Source organism: Austwickia chelonae NBRC 105200 (genome assembly GCF_000298175.1).
Taxonomy (GTDB): domain Bacteria; phylum Actinomycetota; class Actinomycetes; order Actinomycetales; family Dermatophilaceae; genus Austwickia; species Austwickia chelonae.
This window is the reverse complement of the sequence record NZ_BAGZ01000024.1, coordinates 62,682-84,673: the sequence shown is the minus strand read 5'-3', so window position 1 is coordinate 84,673 and position 21,992 is coordinate 62,682. Positions and strand designations below refer to the sequence as shown.

The 21,992-nt window shown below is 67.2% G+C and carries 18 protein-coding genes; 5 read left to right on the top strand and 13 right to left on the bottom strand.

The genetic code is table 11. The annotated features are described in order from the left end of the window. Positions 1-38: 38 nt before the first annotated feature. The 10 genes from AUCHE_RS14985 to AUCHE_RS17820 form a co-directional block, all read right to left on the bottom strand. Positions 39-791: a hypothetical protein gene (locus tag AUCHE_RS14985; protein WP_006504176.1), complete on the bottom strand. Its 753-nt coding sequence runs from the start codon at positions 789-791 to the stop codon at positions 39-41. A gap of 16 nt (positions 792-807) precedes the next feature. After that, entirely contained in the window at positions 808-1,626 is an 819-nt protein-coding gene (locus AUCHE_RS14980; protein ID WP_006504175.1) for a WXG100 family type VII secretion target, read from the bottom strand. Next, positions 1,623-1,937, bottom strand: a complete 315-nt coding sequence (locus tag AUCHE_RS14975; RefSeq protein ID WP_006504174.1) for a type VII secretion target — start codon at positions 1,935-1,937, stop codon at positions 1,623-1,625. Before AUCHE_RS14975 ends, AUCHE_RS14980 begins: the two co-directional genes overlap by 4 nt. Further along, positions 1,934-2,467 carry a YbaB/EbfC family nucleoid-associated protein gene (locus tag AUCHE_RS14970; RefSeq protein WP_006504173.1) on the bottom strand — a complete coding sequence of 178 codons (534 nt, stop codon included), beginning with the start codon at positions 2,465-2,467 and terminating at the stop codon, positions 1,934-1,936. The genes AUCHE_RS14975 and AUCHE_RS14970 overlap by 4 nt, the downstream gene beginning before the upstream one ends. Next, positions 2,464-2,760, bottom strand: a complete 297-nt coding sequence (locus tag AUCHE_RS14965) for a hypothetical protein (protein WP_006504172.1) — start codon at positions 2,758-2,760, stop codon at positions 2,464-2,466. The genes AUCHE_RS14970 and AUCHE_RS14965 overlap by 4 nt, the downstream gene beginning before the upstream one ends. Next, a complete protein-coding gene (locus AUCHE_RS15955; RefSeq protein ID WP_162137266.1) occupies positions 2,760-5,480 on the bottom strand; it encodes a cell envelope integrity protein TolA in 2,721 nt (906 codons plus the stop codon). Before AUCHE_RS15955 ends, AUCHE_RS14965 begins: the two co-directional genes overlap by 1 nt. A 58-nt stretch (positions 5,481-5,538) precedes the next feature. Then, positions 5,539-5,853 carry a hypothetical protein gene (locus AUCHE_RS14950; RefSeq protein WP_006504170.1) on the bottom strand — a complete coding sequence of 105 codons (315 nt, stop codon included), beginning with the start codon at positions 5,851-5,853 and terminating at the stop codon, positions 5,539-5,541. A gap of 165 nt (positions 5,854-6,018) precedes the next feature. Further along, positions 6,019-6,303 carry a WXG100 family type VII secretion target gene (locus AUCHE_RS14945; protein ID WP_006504169.1) on the bottom strand — a complete coding sequence of 95 codons (285 nt, stop codon included), beginning with the start codon at positions 6,301-6,303 and terminating at the stop codon, positions 6,019-6,021. Positions 6,304-6,362: 59 nt separating this feature from the next. Continuing rightward, positions 6,363-6,674 (bottom strand): WXG100 family type VII secretion target, encoded by a 312-nt coding sequence (locus tag AUCHE_RS14940; RefSeq protein ID WP_006504168.1) that lies wholly within the window; start codon positions 6,672-6,674, stop codon positions 6,363-6,365. A 328-nt stretch (positions 6,675-7,002) separates the two neighbouring features. Continuing rightward, positions 7,003-10,944, bottom strand: a complete 3,942-nt coding sequence (locus AUCHE_RS17820) for a type VII secretion protein EccC (RefSeq protein WP_006504167.1) — start codon at positions 10,942-10,944, stop codon at positions 7,003-7,005. Between the two features lie 86 nt (positions 10,945-11,030). Here AUCHE_RS17820 and eccD point away from each other — a divergent pair, with 86 nt between their 5' ends. Both eccD and mycP read left to right on the top strand, forming a co-directional pair. After that, complete coding sequence (eccD, locus tag AUCHE_RS14930) at positions 11,031-12,380, top strand: type VII secretion integral membrane protein EccD (RefSeq protein WP_006504166.1); 1,350 nt, start codon at positions 11,031-11,033, stop codon at positions 12,378-12,380. 20 nt (positions 12,381-12,400) lie between these two features. Continuing rightward, positions 12,401-13,714 carry a type VII secretion-associated serine protease mycosin gene (gene mycP / locus AUCHE_RS14925; protein WP_006504165.1) on the top strand — a complete coding sequence of 438 codons (1,314 nt, stop codon included), beginning with the start codon at positions 12,401-12,403 and terminating at the stop codon, positions 13,712-13,714. 8 nt (positions 13,715-13,722) lie between these two features. Here mycP and AUCHE_RS14920 read toward each other — a convergent pair whose 3' ends face one another. Both AUCHE_RS14920 and AUCHE_RS14915 read right to left on the bottom strand, forming a co-directional pair. Continuing rightward, positions 13,723-14,400: a hypothetical protein gene (locus AUCHE_RS14920; protein ID WP_006504164.1), complete on the bottom strand. Its 678-nt coding sequence runs from the start codon at positions 14,398-14,400 to the stop codon at positions 13,723-13,725. Beyond that, the gene (locus tag AUCHE_RS14915; RefSeq protein ID WP_040322841.1) at positions 14,397-15,806 is read right to left on the bottom strand and encodes a type VII secretion protein EccE; all 1,410 of its coding nucleotides are present in this window, start codon (positions 15,804-15,806) and stop codon (positions 14,397-14,399) included. The genes AUCHE_RS14920 and AUCHE_RS14915 overlap by 4 nt, the downstream gene beginning before the upstream one ends. 97 nt (positions 15,807-15,903) lie before the next feature. On the opposite strand from AUCHE_RS14915, the gene eccB reads away from it, so the two are divergent. Beyond that, complete coding sequence (gene eccB, locus AUCHE_RS14910) at positions 15,904-17,559, top strand: type VII secretion protein EccB (RefSeq protein WP_281242678.1); 1,656 nt, start codon at positions 15,904-15,906, stop codon at positions 17,557-17,559. Positions 17,560-17,612: 53 nt separating this feature from the next. Here the strand turns inward: eccB and AUCHE_RS14905 are convergent, their stop codons facing one another. Then, complete coding sequence (locus AUCHE_RS14905) at positions 17,613-19,562, bottom strand: cytochrome c oxidase assembly protein (protein ID WP_006504161.1); 1,950 nt, start codon at positions 19,560-19,562, stop codon at positions 17,613-17,615. A gap of 144 nt (positions 19,563-19,706) precedes the next feature. Between AUCHE_RS14905 and AUCHE_RS14900 the strand changes: the two genes are divergently transcribed. Both AUCHE_RS14900 and AUCHE_RS14895 read left to right on the top strand, forming a co-directional pair. Further along, entirely contained in the window at positions 19,707-20,573 is an 867-nt protein-coding gene (locus AUCHE_RS14900; protein ID WP_040322839.1) for a maleylpyruvate isomerase family mycothiol-dependent enzyme, read from the top strand. Positions 20,574-20,699: 126 nt separating this feature from the next. Next, positions 20,700-21,953, top strand: coding sequence for a benzoate/H(+) symporter BenE family transporter (locus AUCHE_RS14895; RefSeq protein ID WP_006504159.1), 1,254 nt, complete (start codon positions 20,700-20,702; stop codon positions 21,951-21,953). Positions 21,954-21,992 lie beyond the last annotated feature (39 nt).

Below are 21,992 nucleotides of genomic sequence, written 5' to 3'. Positions count from 1 at the left end.
CGCTGCACCACACCGACTCGACCCGAACCCGACCGTCATCACAACCTCGACAAAGCCACCCCCAACACGCGCGCCAACACGCCCGTCGACACCGGCTCCACCGTCATGCCGCTGTCATCCCCCCAACCGATGAACCCACCGTCAGGAGCAGCGAAGAAATCCCCCGACACCGGGCTCATCATCTGCTCCCCGCCGACCGTGCACCCCGCGCCCACGAACCCCCGGATCACCGAACGCGACACCAGGTCCTCCAACCTCGCCTCAACCCCCGCCGGCACACCCGCAGCGACGGAAGCACGTTCACGAGCTCGCTCCGAGAGCCCCGACTCCGCGGCCTGCGCCATCGCCAGGATCCCCTCCTGCGGCACGAACATCCTCGGCAGGGAAACACCCAACATCTGCGGCACCGAAGCCGCCACGGCAGAAGTCACCTGCGACCACGGAACCATCGACAGCCGGACACACTCCGGGGACTCCTCCACCACCACGGCGTCATTGCCGCGCACGATGCCCGCCGTGACCCGCCGCGACTCGGCGACATCCTCCTCACCCAGGACGACATAGGCGAAAGCCACCGACTCCGGAGCCCGCATCACCCACAACAACCCGTCCAACCGACGGATCATCGCCGGCGACCACAGCCTCCGCCGCAATGCCACCTCCGCGTCGAAGGCCCGCCCCGGCGCCACAGGAACCGGCCCGGCCGGGCCCAGCCGCAACGGAAAAGGCAGGTTCACCCCGTTGTCCCACAAGAAGGACGCGAACTCTTCCCTGGTCAATGTCTCGGACACCGCACACCCCGATCACTCATGCGGCACCGCCGCCGGCCAATACCTTCGACACCCCGCCCGGGCCGGCGATCACGCCGCCGACACCGGAGATGTCATAGACGTCCTTACCGATCCGTACCGTCATCTGCGCCATCTCCAAGGCCGTCACACAGGCCGACATCACCTCGGTGAGCCGCACCAACAAGGCGACGACCCGGCTGACCTTCGCCGCCGCGAACGCCGTACCAATCGCACACTGGACAGCGCACGCAGCCTGCGCCGCAGCCACACTCGCGCCAGCGGTCACCACCGCCGCGCCGGCGCCGATCGCCTGAGTGGTGATGCACCACTTCACGACCTGGACGATGATGCCCTTCACCAGATCCTCGGCAGCAGCCATGAGGTCAGCGCTACCGTCCAAAGCCGTCGCCGCCGTCTCACACATCTGCGACACCTGCTCGCAGGCCTGCGCCATCCGATCCGTCGCTGCGCCACAAGCATCGGCCGCCGCACCGACCCAGTCGGCAGAAGCAGCGGTGAAAGCATCCGTCGACTCGTCCTTCACCGCGCGGAGTTCCGTCGCCGCGGCCCGCCACTGGGCAGAACAGGCCGTCAACGCTCCGGGGTTTCCCGTCACCATCTGAAGCAGCTTCTTCAGCGGCGCGACCAATTCCAGGATCAGATCCAGGCCGTAGGCGATGATCGAACCCAACGGATCAGCCACAAAACCCGCGGCCTCGCCGACGAAAGAACCGATGTCCCCCATCAGGGGAGACAGCATCGCCGTCAACTCGGCCGCAGTCTGAACCCCCGAACCGGGAGTGCCCAAACCGGCAGCAGCCGCAGCCCGGGTCATAGCCGCTTCCCGATCTGCCGCAATGCCACGACGACCTTCCGGTCCTGCTCCTCGTAACTCTGCGCGCTGGCCCGGCACGACTCGCTCAGCCGAGTCGCATAGTCGGCGATCTGACCCAACGACCTGTCCGCACCCTGGCTCATCCGCTGGTAGTGGCTCTCCACGAAAAGACCCACGACACCCCACGACTGGCCAGGAACCGCGGCAGCCCGCGGCTTGGACTGCGCCGAGGACACCGTCGACGAGGCTTGGGAGAACCTGTCCCCCAGCGCCCGCACTGCCTCCGGGGAGACCCTGAACTCACCGCTCATGACTCGTCCTCGTCGTCGAACCAATCGACGCCACCCCGGCGTCCGGTCTGCGGAGGGACGGCCCTCCCCGAGGGCACCCCGCCCGAAGGACGGGGAGTTGCCTGCGGCGGCTCCGCTGGCTCCTTCTGCTCCTTGCGCCGGTGATAGTCGTCCTCGAAGGCCTCGGCCAGGCCGGTCGGAAAACCGCCGCTGGCGATCGCGCCCGCGTCGAAGCCGGTGAGATAAGGCGACACGGCCTCCTGCATCAGCGCAGACATCGACGTGGTGGCCTCCTTGATCGCCGCCATCACCGCGCCCTCGACCGCGGCCGGCGACTTACGGAGGACCTCCTCGGAGAACCGGACACCGACGATATTGGCGCCGGAGGCCATCTCCACCCGGACTCCACCGCACGGCGAACTACCGGTCACCTTGGCCTGGCTGACCTGCTCCCGGATGTCGTCGTACTGTGCACGCCACCCGTCCGCGACCGCGGTGAGCTCGTCGATCTCCGGGATCGCGCCGGGCCTTCCCTGCTCATGTCCGTTCATCGACGCCAGGTCTCCTCGAAGTCGTCATCGTCGTCCAATACCCACCGCGACGACGAAGCAGGTTGTGCTTTGCGACCGGTCATCAGGAAATGCTGACGTCGGACTTCCTGCCCCAACGCCTCCTGAACGTCCGTCATCGCTTTCACACTGTCCTGCGCGAGACGCCGCAACTGTTCCTCCCGTCGCCGGGCGGCTTCGCGTTCGCGTTCACGAGCTGCCTCGTGAGCTCGCTCGTCCTCCGCGGCAATCGCCGCCAGCTCTGCCTGCAGCTGTTCCAGGCCCGATCCGCCCATCAGCCGACCACCGGCCCCTTCCGTTCCCAGATCTGTTCCTCATCGGGGTCGATGACAGGTTCTTCCTTGGCGGCATAACGACGTTTGATCTCCGAGCGCTGACCCGCGCCGCCACCGGCCCCGCCCATCGGCGGCATCATCGGCATGCCCATCCCTCCCGGGCCACGTTGCCCACCGGCGGACTCTCCACCGCCCGCAGGGTGCGCCGCGCCGGCAGTCGGCCCGCCGGGAGGCTGCGAGTTCGAAGAACCGAACTGAGACGGGCCCGCGAGAGAGGGCTTCTCCGGATGCCCCGGAGCACCGACCCCGTGCCCGCCGTCACCGACGGCCCCACCGATCGGTGCGCCGCCGATCGATGCGCCGCCACCGGAGGCAGGTGCACTACCGCCGGGAACCACCGGATCGGGGAGCTTCGGCAGGCCCCCGGCCGCAAGAGACGCGCCTGCGCCTCCGCCGGTGGCAGGCCCGCAGCCGGCACCACCGCCCGGGGAGGTCGGTGGTTGCCCGAGAACACCGGGCAGCGTGCCCACCACGGGCGCCTGTCCACGAGGAAATTCGTCCGTCCGACAAGAGCCCTTCGGCGGCAGAGTGCTCTTCGGCTTGTCACCGGTGTCCCCGCCAGGGCAGCCATCCACCCCGCTGGGCACGGTCGGCGAGGGCAGTTTCGGGATATCCCCCGGCACTCCCGTGCCACCCGGAACCGTGTGCGACGGCAACTTCGGCAAAGTCACTCCGGACCTGCCGTCGCCAGGAACCCCAGAACCCCGGGCATCGGACTCACCGGGCAGGGTCTGCGCAGGCATTCTCGGTTTGTCACCGGCATCCCGGCCAGGGCAACCATCCACCCCGCTGGGCACCGTCGGCGACGGCAGCTTCGGGATGGCAGGAGGTTTGCCGCCTCCGGCCCCACCGGCGGAACCGCTCCCTCCACCGGAGCCGCCCGGAGCTGTCGGAGAAGGCACCTTCGGTGCGCCGCCGGCAGCCCCCGAGCCGCGCGGAACCGTCGGCGAAGGCATCTTCGGCACTCCTCCAGGCTTGCCAGGAGCCCGACCTGACGGAGGCGCTTGAGGTACCCGACCCGGTCGGCGAGGTCCGCCAGGAGCTGACGGCGAAGACACTCCGCCACCAGATTTCACCGGTGGGAAAGGGTTGGTGAACGATCCCAGAGCCGTCGACACCTTTGAATACGAATCGTTGACAGACTTCTCACATTGACGGACGGCGTTCTCGAAACTCTCCTGCCGGGACCTGACAGTCTTCACGAGCTGCTCCTGGGTCCAGGTCTTACTGATCTGGACCGCCTTCTCCCGGAGATCGGATTCCATTTTTTGTTTTGCGGCATCGAATGCAGCAATATCCGGCCTGATGGAATCGAGTATCTTATTGGTCTCTTTGACCCAGAAATCAAGAGCTGATTTATTTCCGCCGATACTGTGCAGCGCCCAGATGTGGTCGCCGACCCCGCCCTTGCCCTGGGATATCTCCACGATCTTCTTGGCTTGGACCCCGTTCATCCCGGAGATGGTGCCTCCACCCCAGAGGTCAGCGACGGCTTCCGCCTTACGGCCGACAAATGCCTGCAGGTTGCGCCCCATGTCTTCGATCCCGGAGCCCGCACTCTTCATCGCGCCGGAAGTACTGTTCGAATAACTTTGGGTCTTGCTCGACGAAGACGAAAAACTAGCTGCGGCACTCCCCGTCCAGCTGCCGAGCATCTTCCCCGTCGCATCTTTTGTTCCGTCGACATAACCTGAGACGATCGCGGCGGAAGCTCGGTACTTACCTCCCTCGGCGTAGATGACACCGAAGTCCATCCCGCGCTCCCACCACAATTTTTTACGCATCTCGGGGATATCGAGCTTTCCGCCTCCAGCAGCAGAGTAGGCGTCGTCGAACTCGGTGAAGAACTGCAGCGCAGGCTCTACGGAAGCCAGCATCGTGTCCGCTTTGCCCGTCACCGTCCCGGACTTGCCCTGACGAAGGGCGTCTTGGATGTCCTTCTTCCCCTTGTCGATCTTTGAGGTCAGATCTTTACGACGTTCGTCCCCATCTTTTCCCAAGCCGGCAGGAGTGTTCTTCTCCCACCATTCGCGAGCACGAGCAGCTGCTGACTCCCCCTTCTCCTTGAGCTCGTCGAAAGTATCTTTTGCCTCTTTGAGCTTGTCCCACTTCTCCTTGGCGCGCTTCCCGAGACCGTCTTTTTCCTTGCCGTCGGATTCACCGGCTTTTTTCTTGGCGTCTTCAGCCGTCTTTCGTGCTTCTTCTGCAGTCTTCTTGGCTTTCTTCGCAGCATCCTCGGCCTCCCTGGCTGCCTTCTTGGCCCGTTCGGCCTCTTTGGCTGCTTCCGGCGACTTCTTTGCCTCGTCTTCGGCCTTTTTTGCGTACTTTTTGGCCTCATCTGCGGCTTTGACAGCGGAGTCCTCGGCGTTCTTGGCGTTCTCGAGGGCTTTCTTTGCGCCTTCCTCGGCATCCCTCGCCGCATCTGAGGACTTCTTCGCCGGGTCTTCAGCAGGTTTCTTCGGGGACGGGTGATCCGCCTGCTTCGGTGTCTCGGGAGCCTTCGGCGTCTCCGAATGCTTCGGTGCCTCCGGGGTCTTCGCCGGTGGAGACGGATGATCCGGCTTCGGCGTCTCCGAATGCTTCGGCGCTTCCGGGGCCTTCGCCGGCGGAGAGGAGTGATCCGAGTGCTTCGGCGCCTCGGGAACCTTCGATGCTCTCAACCTTTCTTTGGCGCGCTTACCCGCCATAGCCAGTCCCCTCAGAACAACCCATCAGATATCAGCCCTTCGCCGCACTCTGCAGATTCGATGCAGCTGACTCGTCCGTCGACTGATATGCCGCAGCAGACTTCACGATGCTCGACGAAGTGGCATCCAAGGTCTTCCCCATATCCCCTACAGCAGAACCGAGTTCCAGAAGACCTGCTCGAATCTGAGCGCCGTAACGGGCATAGTGCTCCCCGATATTGCCGCCCGTGATACCAGGGTCAGCAAGACGCTGAGCCTCTCGAGATGTCGCTTCCCCCGCGTCCTGGAAGAACCGAGCGCCCTTCCGCATCGCGTCATAAGTCGCCTTCACCGACCCGTCCGACATGCCCTTATCCCTCTGTCTTCACCACGAACCATTCAAGACCCGGCACCCCGAACACCGCGCATCTTCCGGGACATACCGAAGAACACAACGCCCTCGACAACTGTCAGAAAAACCACCGCTGGGTCGGTGCGACATCACGCCGCCGCACCGACCCAGCAGCACCACTCAGAAACGACCGGCGTTCGCCCGCTCGGTCGACTGGTAACCGTCGTTAGCCTGGGCCACGGCATTACCGATGGCAGCCAACACCGCGTTGAGGTCGGCAGCGGCCTGGTCCCACTGACGCTGCTTCTCGTTGTAGCTGGTGGCGGCCTCACCGGTCCACGTGGAGACCATCGGAGCCAACATGCTCTTCAGGTCGCTCAGCTGGGTGTTCATCTGGTTGACCGTGGCCGTGACCCGCTGATGCGTGCCAGCGAGGCCACCGAAGTTCACACCGATCTCAGACATGCTGAAACCTCCCATTTCTTAATGAAGTGAAGTGTTGAAGGTGAATGCCGAAAGGCACATCACATGTTGAGGCCGGAACCAGCGGAGCGGACGGCCTGAGCGCTCGACTCTTCCTGCGCCTGGTAAGCCCGCCCCGAAGCAGCGATCTGCTCGGAGATGCCCTGGAGTGCCTGGCTCAATTTGTTCGCGTCTGCATCCCAACGCTGCATCAGCTGCTGGAAAGTCGTTGCCGCCGAACCCTTCCAGTGACCACTGACTCCGGAGATCTCCCCACGCAGCGAAGACAACTGGGCCTGAATGGCGTTGTTGACCTCATCCACCTTCGCTGAAGCCGACCGCATCTGGTCGGTCTGTGTCTGGAAACCCGACATGACACATCCTTTTGTCTCGTGTGATCGAGGCCCGCAGCCTCGCGACGCGCCCCCGTCACGGCGGCAAGTGCGATGTTATGTGACAGGCGTACAGTTCCGGGCTCGAAATCATCGATTCATTCCACCGACACCTCCGGATGAACAGCCTCTCCAACAGGCAAAAAACCCATCCCGGGCATCCGTCCAAGACGCTTCGCCCCGGCCGGAAGAAAATTGCGCAAATCCTGCGCCCCCGGCAGGACGTCTCCCACCCGCCCGCGACGCTCCCCACAGCAAGCAGGCCCGGACCGGCAGACAGCCGAACCGAGCCTGCACGCCCGCTCCCCGATCAGGGACGCGCCAGATGCACCACTTCCACACCCCCGCGACGAGTCACCAAGTGACCACGCCCCGGCGGCAGACCCGGAACCGGCTTCGCCGTACCCAACAAAGCGCCCTCCTCGCGGCTGCCCCCACCGACGAAGCCCGGCGTCGCCAGATCCCGAAGCCGCTGGATCATCGGATCGAACAACGCCCGACCCGCGCCACCGGTACGCCGCACCAGAACCACGTGCAACCCGATGTCCTTCGCCTGCGGCAACAACTCGACCAACACCGACAACGGATTGTCCATCGTCGCCACCAGGTCGTAGTCGTCGATCAGGATGAACGCCTCCGGCCCCGACCACCAGCTCCGCTCCCGCAACTGACGCGCCGTCACCTCCGGCCCCGGAAGACGCCCACGCAACAACGCCGCCAGATCCGTCACCAAACCCCGCAAGGTCTGCGCATTCGAGGCGTAACCGGCCAGATACTCCGCCGGCACGTGATCGAGCATCGTCCTTCGGTAGTCGACCACCAACATCCGCACATCGTCCGACGAACGCGTCGCCATCAGACCCGAAGCCACCACCTTCAGGAAGGACGACTTGCCGCCCTCCCCGTCGGCGAACATCAAGAAGTGCGCATCGGCATCGAAGTTCAACAGAACCGGAGCCAACGCCTCCTCGCCCAGACCCACCGGGATCGCCCCCGACGCCAGAGCCTCCTCCGGCACCGTCGCGTACAACTCCTCGATCGACAGATCGTCGGGCAACATCCGCACCGGCGGAGCCGACGGCCCCGACCACGCCGACGACACCCGCGCCGCCAGATCCGCGAAACCGACCTGCACATTCGCCGGATCGCCCACCCCGTCGATCCTCGGCAGAGCCGACAGGAAATACCGCTTGAACGGCGTCAAACCCTGACCAGGACGCTCCTGCGGGACACCCTGCGCGATCTTCCGATCGATCTCCGACTCCATCGGATCACCCAGACGCAACTCCAGACGGGCACCGATGACATCCTTCAACGCCGGCCGGATCTCCGCCCACCGACCCGTCGACAGGACCACGTGCACGCCGTACGTCAGACCCTGCGTCGCGATATAGGTGACCTTCGGCTCCAACTCCTCGAAGTCCTGGCGGAAAACACCCCACCCGTCGATCAACAGGAAGACGTCACCGAAGGGATCCTCCACCCCCTCAGGACGCTGCGCCCGGTACTGCGCCATCGACTCCACACCCTCGTCCCGGAACAACTGCTCCCGGAAGGTGATGATCGCGGCGACCTCCGCCACCGTCCGACGCACCGCATCCGGATCACGATGCGCCACCCCACCCACATGCGGCAGAGCAGACGTCGAGGCCAACGAACCACCACCGAAGTCGATGACGTAGAACTGCACCTGACCGGGCGTATGAGTCAACGACAAGGTCGCGATCAACGACCGCAACACCGTGCTCTTACCGCTGCGCGGACCACCCACCACAGCCATATGACCGGCGCTCCCGGAGAAGTCCACCATCAACGGGTCACGCCGCTGCTCGTAAGGCATGTCCACCACACCGAGCAGAGCACGCAAGGTGCCCAACCCGGCCCACCCGCCGGGAACCAGACCCAACGCCGGATCCTCCGCCAACGGCGGCAACAACATGTCCAGGGTCGGCGGCTCGTCCAAAGGCTTCAACCACACCTCGTGAGCCAGATCCCCCTGACCGGCCAACCGACCCACCACCACATCCAGGACCGACTGGGCGTCGTCCGCCACAGGCTCGACCACCGGGACGTCCTCCACCGGCACCGCCGACGGCGCAGAACCCACCGCGTCGGAGACGAAAGTCATCGGAGTCAACTCGCCCATGACCGCGCGCGCCTCCTCCCGCTCCCGGTCCCCCGTGTACGGGCCGGACACGTACGCCGCCTTGAAACGCACCATCGTCGTGGTGTCGAACTTCAGGTAGCCCGAGCCCGGCACCGGGGGAAGCTCGTAGGCGTCCGCCACCCCCAACACCGTCCGGGACTCCGCCGCGGAGAAGGTCTTCAAACCGATCCGGTAGGACAGGTGGCTGTCCAGTCCGCGCAGCCGCCCCTCCTCCAGACGTTGGCTGGACAACAGCAGATGCACGCCGAGGCTACGACCCAGTCGGCCGATCGCCACGAACAGCTCGGCGAAGTCGGGTTTCTGCGAGAGCATCTCCGAGAACTCGTCGCAGATCACCAGGAGGGAGGGCAGCGGTGGCAGCGGCACCCCCCGCGAGCGCGCCTTCTCGTAATCACGGATGTTCGCGTAATTACCCGAGTCACGCAGCAGCTCCTGTCGGCGGTTCATCTCGCCGGAGAGGGCGTCGTACATGCGGTCGACCATCGCCAGGTCGTCCGCCAGGTTGGTGATCACTGCGGCCGTGTGCGGCAGGTCCTGCAGGCCGGCGAAGGTCGCGCCACCCTTGAAGTCGATCAGGACGAAGTTCAGCGCCTCCGGCGGGTGGGTGACCGCCAGGGCCACCACCAGGGTCCGCAGCAACTCCGACTTACCTGAACCGGTGGCTCCGATGACCAGGCCGTGCGGGCCCATTCCGCCCTGTGCGGACTCCTTCAGGTCGAGTTCGACCATCTCCCCGCCGACGCCGACGCCGATCGGTACCCGCAACATGTCCCGTCCCGACCGGGGACGCCATGCGGTGGCCGCCTCGATCAACGCCGGATTGCCCACGCCCAGCATGTCGACCAGCTCGGTCGACCCGACCAGGGCGTCCTCGCCCTCCTGCGCCCGCGAATCGCTCAACCGGTACGCCGCCAGGGCGCGGGCGGTCATCACCGCCTGCTCCGCGGACATCCCGTCGACCGAGCCCAGCCATTCCATGCCTTCCCGGCTCCGCGCGCCCAGTCGGCCGTCCTCGACCGTCAGGGAGAGCCCGCGTCGGGCAACCCCGCCCGCCAGGGCCCCGGACAGGTCGATCAAGGTGACCCCGGACAGGCCGGTCGTGACGAAGGCTCCTTCGTTCAAGGTGACATGGCCGCCGTCGATGACGATGACCACGTGGCGGGCTTCCCCGTCCGGTTCTTCCTTGCGGGAGAAACGCGGCCGGGACGACAGCTCCTCGGACAGCCACGCGTCGATCTCCCCCAGTGAGGAAGCGACCATCCGCAGTGAACCCACCCCGTCGCTCAAGGTGGGATGCTGGTTGTGGGGCAGCCATTTCAGCCAGTCCCAGGCGGCTCGGCCTCCGCCGTCGACCGCTGCGGCCACCACCAACGAGTCCGGTCCGTGGAAGGTCGCCAGCTGCAGGATCATCGCCCGGGCCAGCGCCCGTGTCTCTTCCTGGTCCCCGGCGACGGTGACTGCGGGGAACGACCTGAGCCGGACCGCGATCGGCAGGTTCTGCACGAGGGAATGGCCGCGGACGAACTTGCGCAGGGCCACCGCCCCGATCGGGTCCAGTTCCTCCACCGGGCCGGTCTGCGGGGTCCGCAGTCGTTGCGCCAACCGTTGGGTGCCCACGCCCACCCGCACCACCAGGGCGTCCTCGTCGAGCAGTCGGCGTTCCCACATCCGGCGGCCACCGACGTAACACCACAGCAGGTCAGGATGCGGATTCGACCACATCAAGGACATCCACTGCGCCTGCCTGACCCGGCCGACCCGTTCACGCTGCATGTCGAGATAGGCGAGGTAGTCGTGCCGGTCGACGTTGAGCTGGACCTTGTCCTTGTTCTGGGCGAGCCCGGAGGCGAACATGCCCAAGGTCATCATCAGCATCATCGAGCCCATCATGAGTGAGCTCGTGTTCACCCCGCCGACCACGATGAACCCGACGACCATCAGGATCATCGCCCCCGGCAACAGATAGGTCATCACATTCGTCGGTGCCGTCCGGGGGATCTCCGGCGGTGGCTCCAGATGCAGTTCACCCGATGGCATCTCCGGGGGCATGATGCGCGCTCGACGGGAAAAGATGCGCGTACTCATTGCTTACCTTCCGGTCAACCATCAGCGCGAACAGACGTTTGCCATAATGCCAGGAGCTTCGCGTCGCGGTTCACAGGGAGATGACTATGGCGGCAGCCGCACAGGTCCAGTCACGAGTCACGGTGGTCGCGCCACGCACCCGGGTCGACATGGCGCTGCCACTCGACCTGACCATCGGTGAACTCCTGCCCTTCGTCCTCGACATGGTCGGCGAACGTGACACGGCCGGCATGGAACACGACGGCTGGTGTCTGTCCCTCGACGACGGTTCCCGGCTCGACACGGCACACACGCTGCGTTCCCTGGACATCCTCGACGGGACGCTGCTGCGCCTCGTACCCCGCGGCGTCACCGAACCGCCCCCGATCTACGACGACGTCGTCGACGTCATCGCCCGCACCGTCCGTGACCGACACGACCGGCGCACCCTCCGCTCGGTCACCGGAGCAGCGATCTGCGGAACCATGCTGCTCCTCGCCGGCATCGTGCTCTTCCACAGCACCAGCCAGTTCGGCAACCAACTGATGGCCCTGGGCACCGTCGCCGCGATCATCGCGGCAGCCACCGCCATCGAACGCGTCGGTGAACATCTCCTCGCCGACACGCTCACCGTCGCCGGCAGCGGCCATGTCGTCCTGGCCGGCCTGCTGATCATCCCCGGCGACCACGGATTCCCCGGGCTGCTCCTGGGTTTCATGTTCAGCATCGTCTACGCGCTGTCGATGAGAGCGCTCGTCCCCAGCGCTGCCGTCCCCCTCACCGCCATCGGGATCTCCAGCCTCATCGGCGCCGGAGGCTCCCTCGTCGGAGTGCTCCTCCCCGCCAGCGCCGGGCAGATCGCCAGCGGAACCGGATGCGTCGCCGTGGCCGTGCTCACCCTGCTGCCCTGGATCGTGGTCCGCATGGCCCGGCTACCGATGCCGGTCGTGCCCCGCAGTGCCACCGAACTCGGTGACACCGACCACGGGCTCGATGTCACCGAAGCGATGCAACGAGCCGAGACCGCCTCCATCTACCACACCGGCATGGTCATCGGCTGCACCGCCACCGCAGGAGTGAGCGTCGCCGCGCTGATCCACTCCGGTGACCTCATCAGCAGCATCCTGGCCGCCGTGATCGTGTCGATCATGCTGATGCGTATCCGCCGGATGGACCATCGAGGCACCAAACTCGCCGTCATCATCACCATGCTCGCCGGATGCGTCCTCGGCGTCGGCCTCGCCCTGGCCAACAACCCCGGCGTCGCCGGAGCCCCGCTCTTCGTCGTCTTCCTCGCCGCAGCCGTCGGCGCCGTCGCCACCACGATGCTCCCGCAAGCCCACCTCAATCCCCTGACCGCCAGAGCCCTCGACCTCGGCGAGAGCCTCCTCGTCGTCAGTCTCGTCCCCCTCGCCGTCGGGGCCGCGAACCTCTACTCCGTCGTCCGACACCTGTGAACGCCACGCCTCCTCCAGCTGTGAAGAAGACACTCCTCCCCCGCACCCTCACCCAGCACCTACGACGCCCCCTGGTCTGCGCAATCGCCGCGATGACCACCCTCACCGGAATGGCCGTCCCCCTGACCCCGGGCACGGCCCACGCCGAAGGCCCCTACCGCCAGACCCGCCGATGCCTCTCCGAAGGGCCGTCCCCCGCCACCGTGACCCGCGGAGTCTCCTGGGCGCAACAGCAGCTCCGCTACTCCGAACTGTGGCCGCTGGCCACCGGCAAAGGCGTCACCGTCGCCGTCATCGACACCGGGATCAACCCCGGACCGGCCTTCGGGAAACGCCTCGTCGGCGGCGGCGACCTGATCATCCCCGGCGAACGCGGACTACGGGACTGCGACGGCCACGGCACCCTCGTCGCCGGGATCATCGGCGGATCGGTCGACCTCGAAACCGGTTTCGCCGGAGTAGCCCCCGAAGCCACCATCCTGTCCATCCGGCAGGCCAGCCTGTCCTATGCGCCCCTGCAACAGACCGGCCGACAGACCGCCGGGACCACCCAGTCGCTCGGCACCGCGATCGACCTCGCCGTCGCCCAAGGCGCCAAGGTCATCAACATCTCCGAAGCGGAATGCGGGATCGCCGGCACCGTCAACGACCCCAAACTGACCGCCTCCGTCCAAGCCGCACTCGCCAAGGACGTCGTCATCGTCGCCGCCGCCGGCAACCTCAGCGGCGGCCCCTGCCAGACACAGAACACCCCCGGGAAGATCCCGGTGACCTCCGCCACCCCCGCCGAGATCCCCGGGGTCATCGCCGTCGGCGCCGTCGACGCCAAAGGGATCGCCGCACCCTTCTCCCTGGCCGGCCCCTGGGTCGGTATCGCCGCCCCTGGGATGAACATCATCTCCACCAACCCCTTCCCCGGCGGCGCCCACCAGGTGGACGCCATGCTCAGCGGAAACGGCTCCCAACAGATCCAAGGCACCAGCTTCTCCGCCCCCTATGTCGCCGGAGTCGCCGCGCTCATCCGAGAACGCCACCCGCAACTCACCGCGGCCCAGGTCGCCGAACGGATCCTGGACAGCGCCGTCGGCGGCAGCAACCACGCCGTCGGCCGGGGCATCATCGACCCACGCGGCGCCCTGACCGCCGTACGCCCCCAGGAAGGCGAGAACGCCCGTCGCCCCTCCACCGCCGCCGACACCATGCCGCCGATGCCCGAACCCGCGCCGGCACCGCCCGGCCGGGCACCCGCACTGTGGTCAACGGCCGCGATCGCCTCGCTGCTCACCGTCTGGGTGATCTCCATCGGCGTCCGGCGACGCCGCCCCACCGACTGATCCGACCCTCAGCGGGCCGCAGCCCCGAGACAACGCCATTCCACATCGGTCAACCGGACCCGGACGAGCCGAGCCACCGTCCGGGTCGCCACGAACACCTCGTCGTCCCGCAGAGCCTGGAAAGCCGCCGACATCGCTTCGGGAAGGCGAAGGGTCTGCAAGGTCGACTCGACGTCGACGGCACCCGACGGGCCGACAGCGATCAGGTCCATCGCGTCGAACAGGCTCTGCGCCGACGGCTCCGCCTGACCGACCACATGCACCGACGTGTGCCACGGACTACGACTGATATGAGCCTCGCCGTTGCCCCGGACATGGTCGAAAACCGTCACCAAGGCCCCCTGCGTACCGGTGATCGCGGGAAGAGCCCCGGCAGGGAAGACCGTCGCGAACGGTTGACGCCCGCCCACCTGATCGGACAACACCTGCCACGGGACAGGCCGGTCGGTCGACACCAACACCTCGGCGCCGGTCGCCGCGGCGCGCAGACACAACGCCGTCGCCAAGGAATCCGTCCCCACGAAAGCCAACCTCGTCGGGGTCGGACCGCACAGATGCACCGTCAGCGGCGTACCCACCGTCGTCTCCCCGAAACCACCCTTCGACGCCAACGGGATCCGCAGCCCCGCCACCGCGGCGTCCGAAGCCCGGAAGGTCGGCATCATCCGTCGTCCCACGGTTCTCATCCGCACGCCCCCGGCCCCATCGTCGCCAACAAAGCCATCCGCTGATGACCCGCCACAGGTCTGAGCGACATCCCGGCCTCCTGCGCCACCGACACCACCGCCGCCGTCGACTCCTCCAACTCGGCCAGGCTCTGCGCGGTCACCCGCACCAGCTGCACGACGTCGGCGCCCTCCCCGGGCCGTCCGAGCTGCAGGTCCAAGGCCGTCACCACGGCATGGGCAGGCACCGCCAGAACCGGGCTGATGTCCGCGCCCGCCTGCCACGCCGTGGCGGCGAGCACACGATGATGAGTCATATCGGAGATCACCTGCCAACGCGACTCCGTCCACGTGGTCGCCCCCTCGACCATCCGTACCGGATTCATCGCCAACTGTTCCACCGTCTTCAACAGGTCACCGCGCTCCAGGACGTCCACCTGCACGGACGAAGCCGCCAAAGCCGTCCTGGCCACGTCGGTCAACACCGTCAACAGACGGGAGACCCCCGGCGCGCCGCCGCCACGCACGGCCACCGCCTCCTTCGCCTGCTGCGGGTCCACCGACAGGAAGACGAACGCCTCACGAGCAGAACGCAGACCCCACCCGTCCCGAGCCCGCAACTCGTCAGCCAGCGCCGCCAACGCCGGAGGCAGGACGGACCGCCCCTGACCCGAGGTGTACTGCACGACACGGACGCCCACGCCGAGCACGTCCAATGCGGCGAGCCGCTCACACATCAGGTGCAGCGGAATCTCACGGACCCCGGCCTCCACCAGGACCCCCTCGAACGAGCAGACGCGGATCGCGACACCCCACCGCCCCGCATGCCGGAAAGCCCCGAACTCCCGCCCCATCCGGTCGGACACGGAGAAGACCGCCAGGTCGTGGTCGAAAAGGACGTCCAGATCCGCAGGGACCGCAGTCTCCCCCCAGCCGGGTTCGTCCCCGACATCCGGCTCAGGACGGTCACGGACCGCCTGCCCCTCCTCGTCCACAGGATTCTCCACCGCGGAGAAACTCCTCGTCCTCGACCGGAAGGACAGCAGACGCACCAGATGGGCCCACAGCGTTCCGCCGCGCCCCACGGGGAAGGTCAACAGACCGACCAGGATCAGCAGCCCGCCGCCCAGCGCGCGCGCCCACGGTTCGCGGACGAAGACGGCGATCAGGACGCCGACGGCGAGGATCTCCAGGCTGACGACGGCGCTCACCGGGATTGGACCGAAGGTCAGGTCGCGGCCTTTGCGGCGGATCTGCGGAGTGCCCTCCTGCGGGCGGCCGTGTCCTGCACGGTTGCTGCCACCGCCGGGGCCGCCCGGTGTGCGGGACGGTCCGCCGCCCGACGTCCGGCGGCGTCCCGGTTTACGGCCATCACGATGCCCGCCGCCTGCGTTGCCGCGACGGCCGTCGGCTGCGATCTCCAACATCACTGCCCTCGCATCCCGCCACCCTGTCGTTCACGGACACCAGGGGACGACTTCCCACCGGCCCGCAATATCCTTGTCCAGGATAGGGGGCGTGCAGATGGCAGCTGACCGTGGATCGACAACGCAAGTCCAGGCATACCGTTTCGGCGTGCAACGGCTCAAGGAGGCCGTCGCCACCGGTGAGGCCTACCGGCGGGATCCGCACGGGCCGCGTTCCGGGACTGCTTTCCTCGTCGGCGTCGTCATCGCATCGCTCGGTCTGGCCGGGATGCTCGTCTACGGGATCATCAAGCCCGCCCCGTCGGTCGGTGACGCCACCGTGCTCGTGGACACCGACACCGGCGTGTCCTATGTCGTGCGGGAGCGGGTGTTGCACCCGACCACCAATCTGACGTCGGCGATGCTCGCCGCGGCGCCTGCGGCCTCCGGGGAGGTGCCTCTGCGTCGCCAGTCGGACATCGTGCGGCGGGTGAACACGGAGAGCATCAAGGAGTTCTCCCGGGGCTCGCTGCTGGGTATCCCGGATGCGCCGGGGTCGGTGCCCGACGACGCCCATCAGCTCGACAGCCGGTGGACGGTCTGCGACGAGACGCAGAAGGATCCGGGCGGTCCTCCTCAGCCGCTGCCCGGTCTGAAGACGACCGTGGTGATCGGGGAGAACGGCGGCGGGATCCAGCCGGGCCCGGAGGTGGCCTCCTTGGTGACCGCCGATCGGGGGAACACCACCTACCTGTTGATGGACGGTCACCGTTCGAAGGTGAATCTGCGGGACCCGAAGCTGGCGCTCGGTCTGGGCATCGACAACGCCAAGCTGCGGCCGATCAGTCTGGGTCTGCTCAACGCGATCCCGGAACGTCCCGAGATCGTCTCCCCGTCCGTTCCCGACCAGGGCAAGCCGATCCAGTTGGCCAGTCGCCGGTTGTCCATCGGGGATGTGGTGCGGGCCGAGCAGGCCACCACCGGCCGTACCTATTACGTGGTCCACAACGACGGCGTCCAGAAGATCACCAGCGTCACCGCGGATCTCCTCCGCTCGGTGACCGGGCAGCACGGTGACATCCCGGCCGTCCCGCCCAGCGACCTGTCGAATGCGAAGATCACCAGTCACCCGTTGGACACCTCGCCCTATCCGACGGTCCGGCCGTCGCTGGTGGATGCTGCCACGTCCCCGGTGCTCTGCCTGGACTGGGCCGCGGCCGAAGGCGGCCCGCAGCGCACCATCTACCCGACCCGTGCGGTGCCCCTCCCGTCGGGGGTGAAACCGGTGGAGGCGCCGGCCAAGGAGACGAACCATTCGGCGCAGCGCATCTACGTGCGTCCCGGTTGGGGTCTGGTCGTGGGTCCGTGGCCCGACGGTGCGACGGCCAACGACGGCAACCCGGTGCTGATCACCGATCGGGGGATGAGTTTCCCGGTCGCGGATGCGCGGACGCTGCGTCTGCTCGGCCTGGGCCAGCGGGTCCAGGCGGTGTCACCGGAACTGGTCAAGTTGCTTCCGCAGGGGCCGGGCCTGGACACCCAGGCCGCATTGCGGCTGGCGGAAGCCCGGGGGTCGGGTCCTGCACCGACGAAAACCCCTGATGCCTCGCCGTCGTCGTCACCGCCGACCTCGTCCGCGCCTTCTGCGTCCCCGTCCGCGTCGGCCACGCCGACGGCCACCGGTCAGGCGGAAGGTTCGCCGTCGCCGTCGCCCGGGGCCTCGGCCAAGTCGTCGACGCCGGGTACGACGGCCAGACCGTCTCCCAGCCGATGAATCGCCCGGCAGGTCAGGAGTGACCTGCCGGATCTACGGCGTGGAGGGCTCCCTCACGAACGGCGTCCCTGGGCTTCCTCGGCCCGGCGCAAGGCTTCGGCCCGACGCGCCAGCTCGGCGTTGTACGCGATGAGGGCGGCGTCGTGGTCCCGTTCGGCCTGGCGGTCCTGGCGGCGGGCCTCGCTCTCGTCGGCCCGCATCCACGCCAAGGCGGTGAGCAGCGCCAACACCAGCATCGGGAATTCTCCGATTCCCCAGGTGATGCCGCCTCCGGCCTGTTGGTCCGCCAAGAGGTCACCCACCCATCCGGTGGTCCCGCCGGTGTGCAGCAGCTCGAAGAATCCCGGCGCCAACAAGGTCGACGCCGACATGATCGCCACGCCGAAGAAAGCGTGCACACTCATCGTCACGAAAAGGGCCACCAGACGCAGCGAAGGCGGCCATCTACGCGGTCCGGGATCGATGCCGATCAGCGACCAACAGAACACATAACCGGCCAACATGAAATGCACCACCATCGCCACATGGCCGGTATGGGTGCGCAGCGCCAACTCGAACAGACCGGTGAAATAGAAAACATAAAGCGAGCCGGCGAAATTGATCGAGGCGATCACCGGATTGGCCCAGAAGGTCAACCATCGTGAATGTGCCGTCGCCAACAGGATCTCCCGGGGACCCATCGTCCGGTCGCGACGGGCAGGAAGGGCTCGCGAGATCAGACTGAGTGGCGCACCCACCGCCAGGAACACCGGGATCCCCATCGTCAGCATCATGTGCATGAACATGTGCGTGGAGAACTGCACCCGCCCGTAGACCCCCGGCGCGCCCGAGGTCGTCCACACGAACAGCAACCAGCCGAAGGTCCACATCACGGTGCGCCGCATCGGCCAGGCGTCGCCTCGGCGGTGCAGACGCAGCACGGCCCACACGTACACCCCCACCGCCAGCAGGGAGGCCGCCAGCCACAGCCAGTCGATCCGCCAGACGGTGAACCAATCCCATCCCGAAAGGCGTTGTGTCGGTGCCGGATAGCCGGTCAGTGCCACGGCGACGTCCGGGTCGGCCTGCAAGGAACGCGGTACCGGGGTCTGGCTGCGGGCCAATCCCGCGCCCACTCCCATCGCCAAGGACATGACCGCGATCTCCGCCGCAGCCAACCGGACGAAGGTGCCCCGCACCCGCCCCTCGGACAAGCGCCCCACGACGCCCGCCCGCATCCGCCACCCGGCTGCCGCCAGGAGCGCGAGGAGCGCCACCTTCGCGACCAGCACCAGACCGTATCTGCTGGTGAGCTGCGACCATTCGCCCAGGCGCACCGCGCCGTTGAGCACCCCCGAGACCGCCACCCCACCCAAAGCCCACGCAGCCAGAACCGAATACCGTTGCACCACAACAGCTGCCGTCGATCCGAGGATCGGCCACAGGATGAGGATCGCCGCCAGACCACCGCACCACACGAACGCCGCCGCCAGGTGCACCGCCAACGAGTTCACCGCCGTGTCATGAGACAGGCTCCCCCCCGAATGGCCGGCCAAGGCCAAGGGCAACAGCGCCCCCACCGACAGCGCCGCCATCCACACCATCGTGGTCTTCGACCGCGCCGTCGCAGCACCCACCACCACACCCAGCACGATCAACACGCTGATCAGATACACCCGGAACAGGTCGATCGACCACACGAAACTCGACACCGTCGACAGGAAAGCCGCATCCCCCACCGGAACCCCCGCGACATTGCTGATCAGCAGGAGCATCGTGACCGTGCCCGCGACGACCCACACCGCCCCCGTCATCGCCCCCAGACGACACGCCGTCTCCCGGCGCCGCGTCGACGTCGTATCCGGCAGGATCGTCCCCGCCAACAGCAGAAGACCCACGGTGAGCGTCCCGAAGACATCGTGCACCGTCCGGGCCAGGGGCAGACCGTAACGTGTGAAACGACCGCCGTCGGAAAAACCGTCGAGAGCAGCAAAAGCACCCCCGTAAGCCCCCGCCAGAAACATTCCCAACACCCCGCACAACGCGAGAGCACTGACTACGGACCACAACAGAAAAAGGGGAGTCCGATTTCCTACGAAGCCGCTCCGCAGTGCATTCGAGGAACCGATTGAGGTGGCCATGTCTCCCAGCCTAGATATTGTGGGGCCATGCCAATGCATCCGGCAGCACCCGAAGATCTGCACGGCCTCGTAGAAGCATTCGCGGGAACGGCGCAAGCCGTGGTGGATCTCACCTTCGCCCTGTCCGAAGAGGACGCGGCCGCGCCCACACCCTGTCCGGGATGGACCATCAAGGACCAGGTGAGCCACGTGGTCAGCCTGGAAGCGGCACTCATCGGCCGCCCGGATCCCGTCGTCGACGTCCCCGAACGTGACTACCTGCGCAACAGCATCGGTCGGGCCATGGAGAACGGCGTCGAATTCCGCCGGGCGCGCACCGTCGGCGACATCGTCACCGAACTCCAGCACACCCTCGCCGCCCGGCTCGGTCGACTCAGGGACGGCGGACTCACCGAGGACACCGAGGTCGAAGGGATCGGCGGCCGCCCGACAACCCTCGCCGACCTGCTCAGACTGCGCATCTTCGACGTGTGGTGCCATGAACAGGACATCCGTGATGCCCTAGGACGCCCGGGCAACCTGGACTCCCCTGCTGCCGCCGTCACCGTGGCCCGCATCCTGGATGCCCTGCCCGAGATCGTCGTCCAGAAGGTCGGCCTGGAGCCCGGCCGGGTCCTCATGGTCGAGCTGACCGGCCCGGTGGTCGCCCGGTCGGGAGTGCGGGTCGAGAAGGTCGACGACGGGGAGATCTGCGGGCACCTGATGTTCGCCGGTTCACACGACGAGACCGGGCCGATCCCGGCCATCGGTCGCACCATCTCGTTGCAGATGTCCACCGATGTCTTCACCCGGCGGGCGGCCGGACGTCGCTCCGCCGAGGACAGTGTCTACACGGTGCTCGGCGACGAGGACGTGGCCCGGCGGTTCATGGAGTGTCTGACGATCACTCCTTGAGCCGACGCCCGTTCCTCGAGGCATCGCACCGTCGGTCGGTCCTCCCGGGCAGGCCGTGGAACATATCGCACATCACATACGGCTGATCGCTAAACTTCCCCTGCCGTCCGAGGAGAGGGAAGACGCGTGCGCGAACCGTTGCTGCTGATGCAGCCCGTGATAGCCGGGGTGATCTGCGGGATCGTCGGCTTCACCAGCTCTTTCGCCGTCGTACTCACCGGGTTGACCGCCATGGGCGCCGACTCGGCACAGGCCTCGTCGGGACTCGCCGTGCTCTGCCTGGCGATGGGAGTCTCCTCGATCCTCCTGTCCTGGCGGTACCGGGCGCCGGTGACCGCGGCCTGGTCGACCCCAGGAGCCGCCCTCCTGGCCACCGCAGCCGCACCTGAAGGTGGATTCGCCACCGCAGTAGGGGCTTTCATTCTGGTCGGGATACTCCTCGCCCTGTCCGGCCTGGTCCCGTCCTTCGGCGACCTGGTCCGACAGATCCCCACCCCCGTCGCCAATGCGATGCTCGCCGGAGTCCTGCTGAGCCTGTGCCTGGCCCCCTTCCGCGACCTCGCCCGCAGCCCGGCCACCATCGCCCCCATCGTGATCACCTGGCTCCTTCTCCTCCGCCTGGCCCGCCGATGGTCCGTCCCCGGAGCCTTCGCCGTCGCCCTGATCATCATGGGACTCAGCGGGGCCTTCACCGCCGTCTCCACCGAATCACTGCTGCCCCAAGTCGTCTGGGTGACCCCGGCGCTGTCCTTACCGACGATGGTCGCCGTCGGTGTCCCCCTGTACATCGTGACGATGACCAGCCAGAACATCCCCGGCATCACCGTCCTGCAATCCTTCGACTACCACCCGCCGGTCCGTGGCGCCCTGACCTGCACCGGCGCCCTGAGCGCGCTGGGAGCACCCCTCGGCGGACACGCCATCAACCTCTCCGCCATCGCCGCCGCCCTGGCCGCCGGGCCGGAAGCCGGCGCCGACCGCGACCGACGATGGATCGCCGGCGTCTCCTGCGGAGTGGTCTACATCCTGCTCGGACCGGCGTCCCGCGCCGTCACGGAGATCTCACAAGCCGCCCCGGCCGGACTGCTCGCCGCCGTGGCCGGACTCGCCCTCATCGCCAGCTTCGCGAATGCCGCCAGCAGCGCCATGGGCGACGTCGACCACCGGGAAGCCGCCGCCGTGACCTTCCTCGTCGCCGCCTCAGGTTTCTCCGTCGCCGGGATCGGCGCCGCCTTCTGGTCGCTGCTGGCCGGGCTCATCGTGTACCTCGTCACCCACGCCGCCCGCCGACCGGCGCCGACCACCCCCGCGACGGAAGACACCCCGGCAGAGGCAACAGGAACGGCAGAAGCCACCCCCGCCGCGCAGACGACCCGCTGACCGGGAAATCTCCACGGCACCGAGAGGCGGCCGGGGGTC

Excerpts from the sequence above, each read along its gene's own strand:
- AUCHE_RS14980 (WP_006504175.1), bottom strand. The coding sequence starts at position 1,626 with ATGACCCGGGCTGCGGCTGCTGCCGGTTTGGGCACTCCCGGTTCGGGG.
- AUCHE_RS14975 (WP_006504174.1), bottom strand. The coding sequence starts at position 1,937 with ATGAGCGGTGAGTTCAGGGTCTCCCCGGAGGCAGTGCGGGCGCTGGGG.
- AUCHE_RS14970 (WP_006504173.1), bottom strand. The coding sequence starts at position 2,467 with ATGAACGGACATGAGCAGGGAAGGCCCGGCGCGATCCCGGAGATCGAC.
- AUCHE_RS14965 (WP_006504172.1), bottom strand. The coding sequence starts at position 2,760 with ATGGGCGGATCGGGCCTGGAACAGCTGCAGGCAGAGCTGGCGGCGATT.
- AUCHE_RS14950 (WP_006504170.1), bottom strand. The coding sequence starts at position 5,853 with ATGTCGGACGGGTCGGTGAAGGCGACTTATGACGCGATGCGGAAGGGC.
- AUCHE_RS14945 (WP_006504169.1), bottom strand. The coding sequence starts at position 6,303 with ATGTCTGAGATCGGTGTGAACTTCGGTGGCCTCGCTGGCACGCATCAG.
- AUCHE_RS14940 (WP_006504168.1), bottom strand. The coding sequence starts at position 6,674 with ATGTCGGGTTTCCAGACACAGACCGACCAGATGCGGTCGGCTTCAGCG.
- AUCHE_RS17820 (WP_006504167.1), bottom strand. The coding sequence starts at position 10,944 with ATGAGTACGCGCATCTTTTCCCGTCGAGCGCGCATCATGCCCCCGGAG.
- eccD (WP_006504166.1), top strand. The coding sequence starts at position 11,031 with ATGGCGGCAGCCGCACAGGTCCAGTCACGAGTCACGGTGGTCGCGCCA.
- AUCHE_RS14920 (WP_006504164.1), bottom strand. The coding sequence starts at position 14,400 with ATGAGAACCGTGGGACGACGGATGATGCCGACCTTCCGGGCTTCGGAC.
- AUCHE_RS14915 (WP_040322841.1), bottom strand. The coding sequence starts at position 15,806 with ATGTTGGAGATCGCAGCCGACGGCCGTCGCGGCAACGCAGGCGGCGGG.
- eccB (WP_281242678.1), top strand. The coding sequence starts at position 15,904 with ATGGCAGCTGACCGTGGATCGACAACGCAAGTCCAGGCATACCGTTTC.
- AUCHE_RS14905 (WP_006504161.1), bottom strand. The coding sequence starts at position 19,562 with ATGTTTCTGGCGGGGGCTTACGGGGGTGCTTTTGCTGCTCTCGACGGT.
- AUCHE_RS14900 (WP_040322839.1), top strand. The coding sequence starts at position 19,707 with ATGCCAATGCATCCGGCAGCACCCGAAGATCTGCACGGCCTCGTAGAA.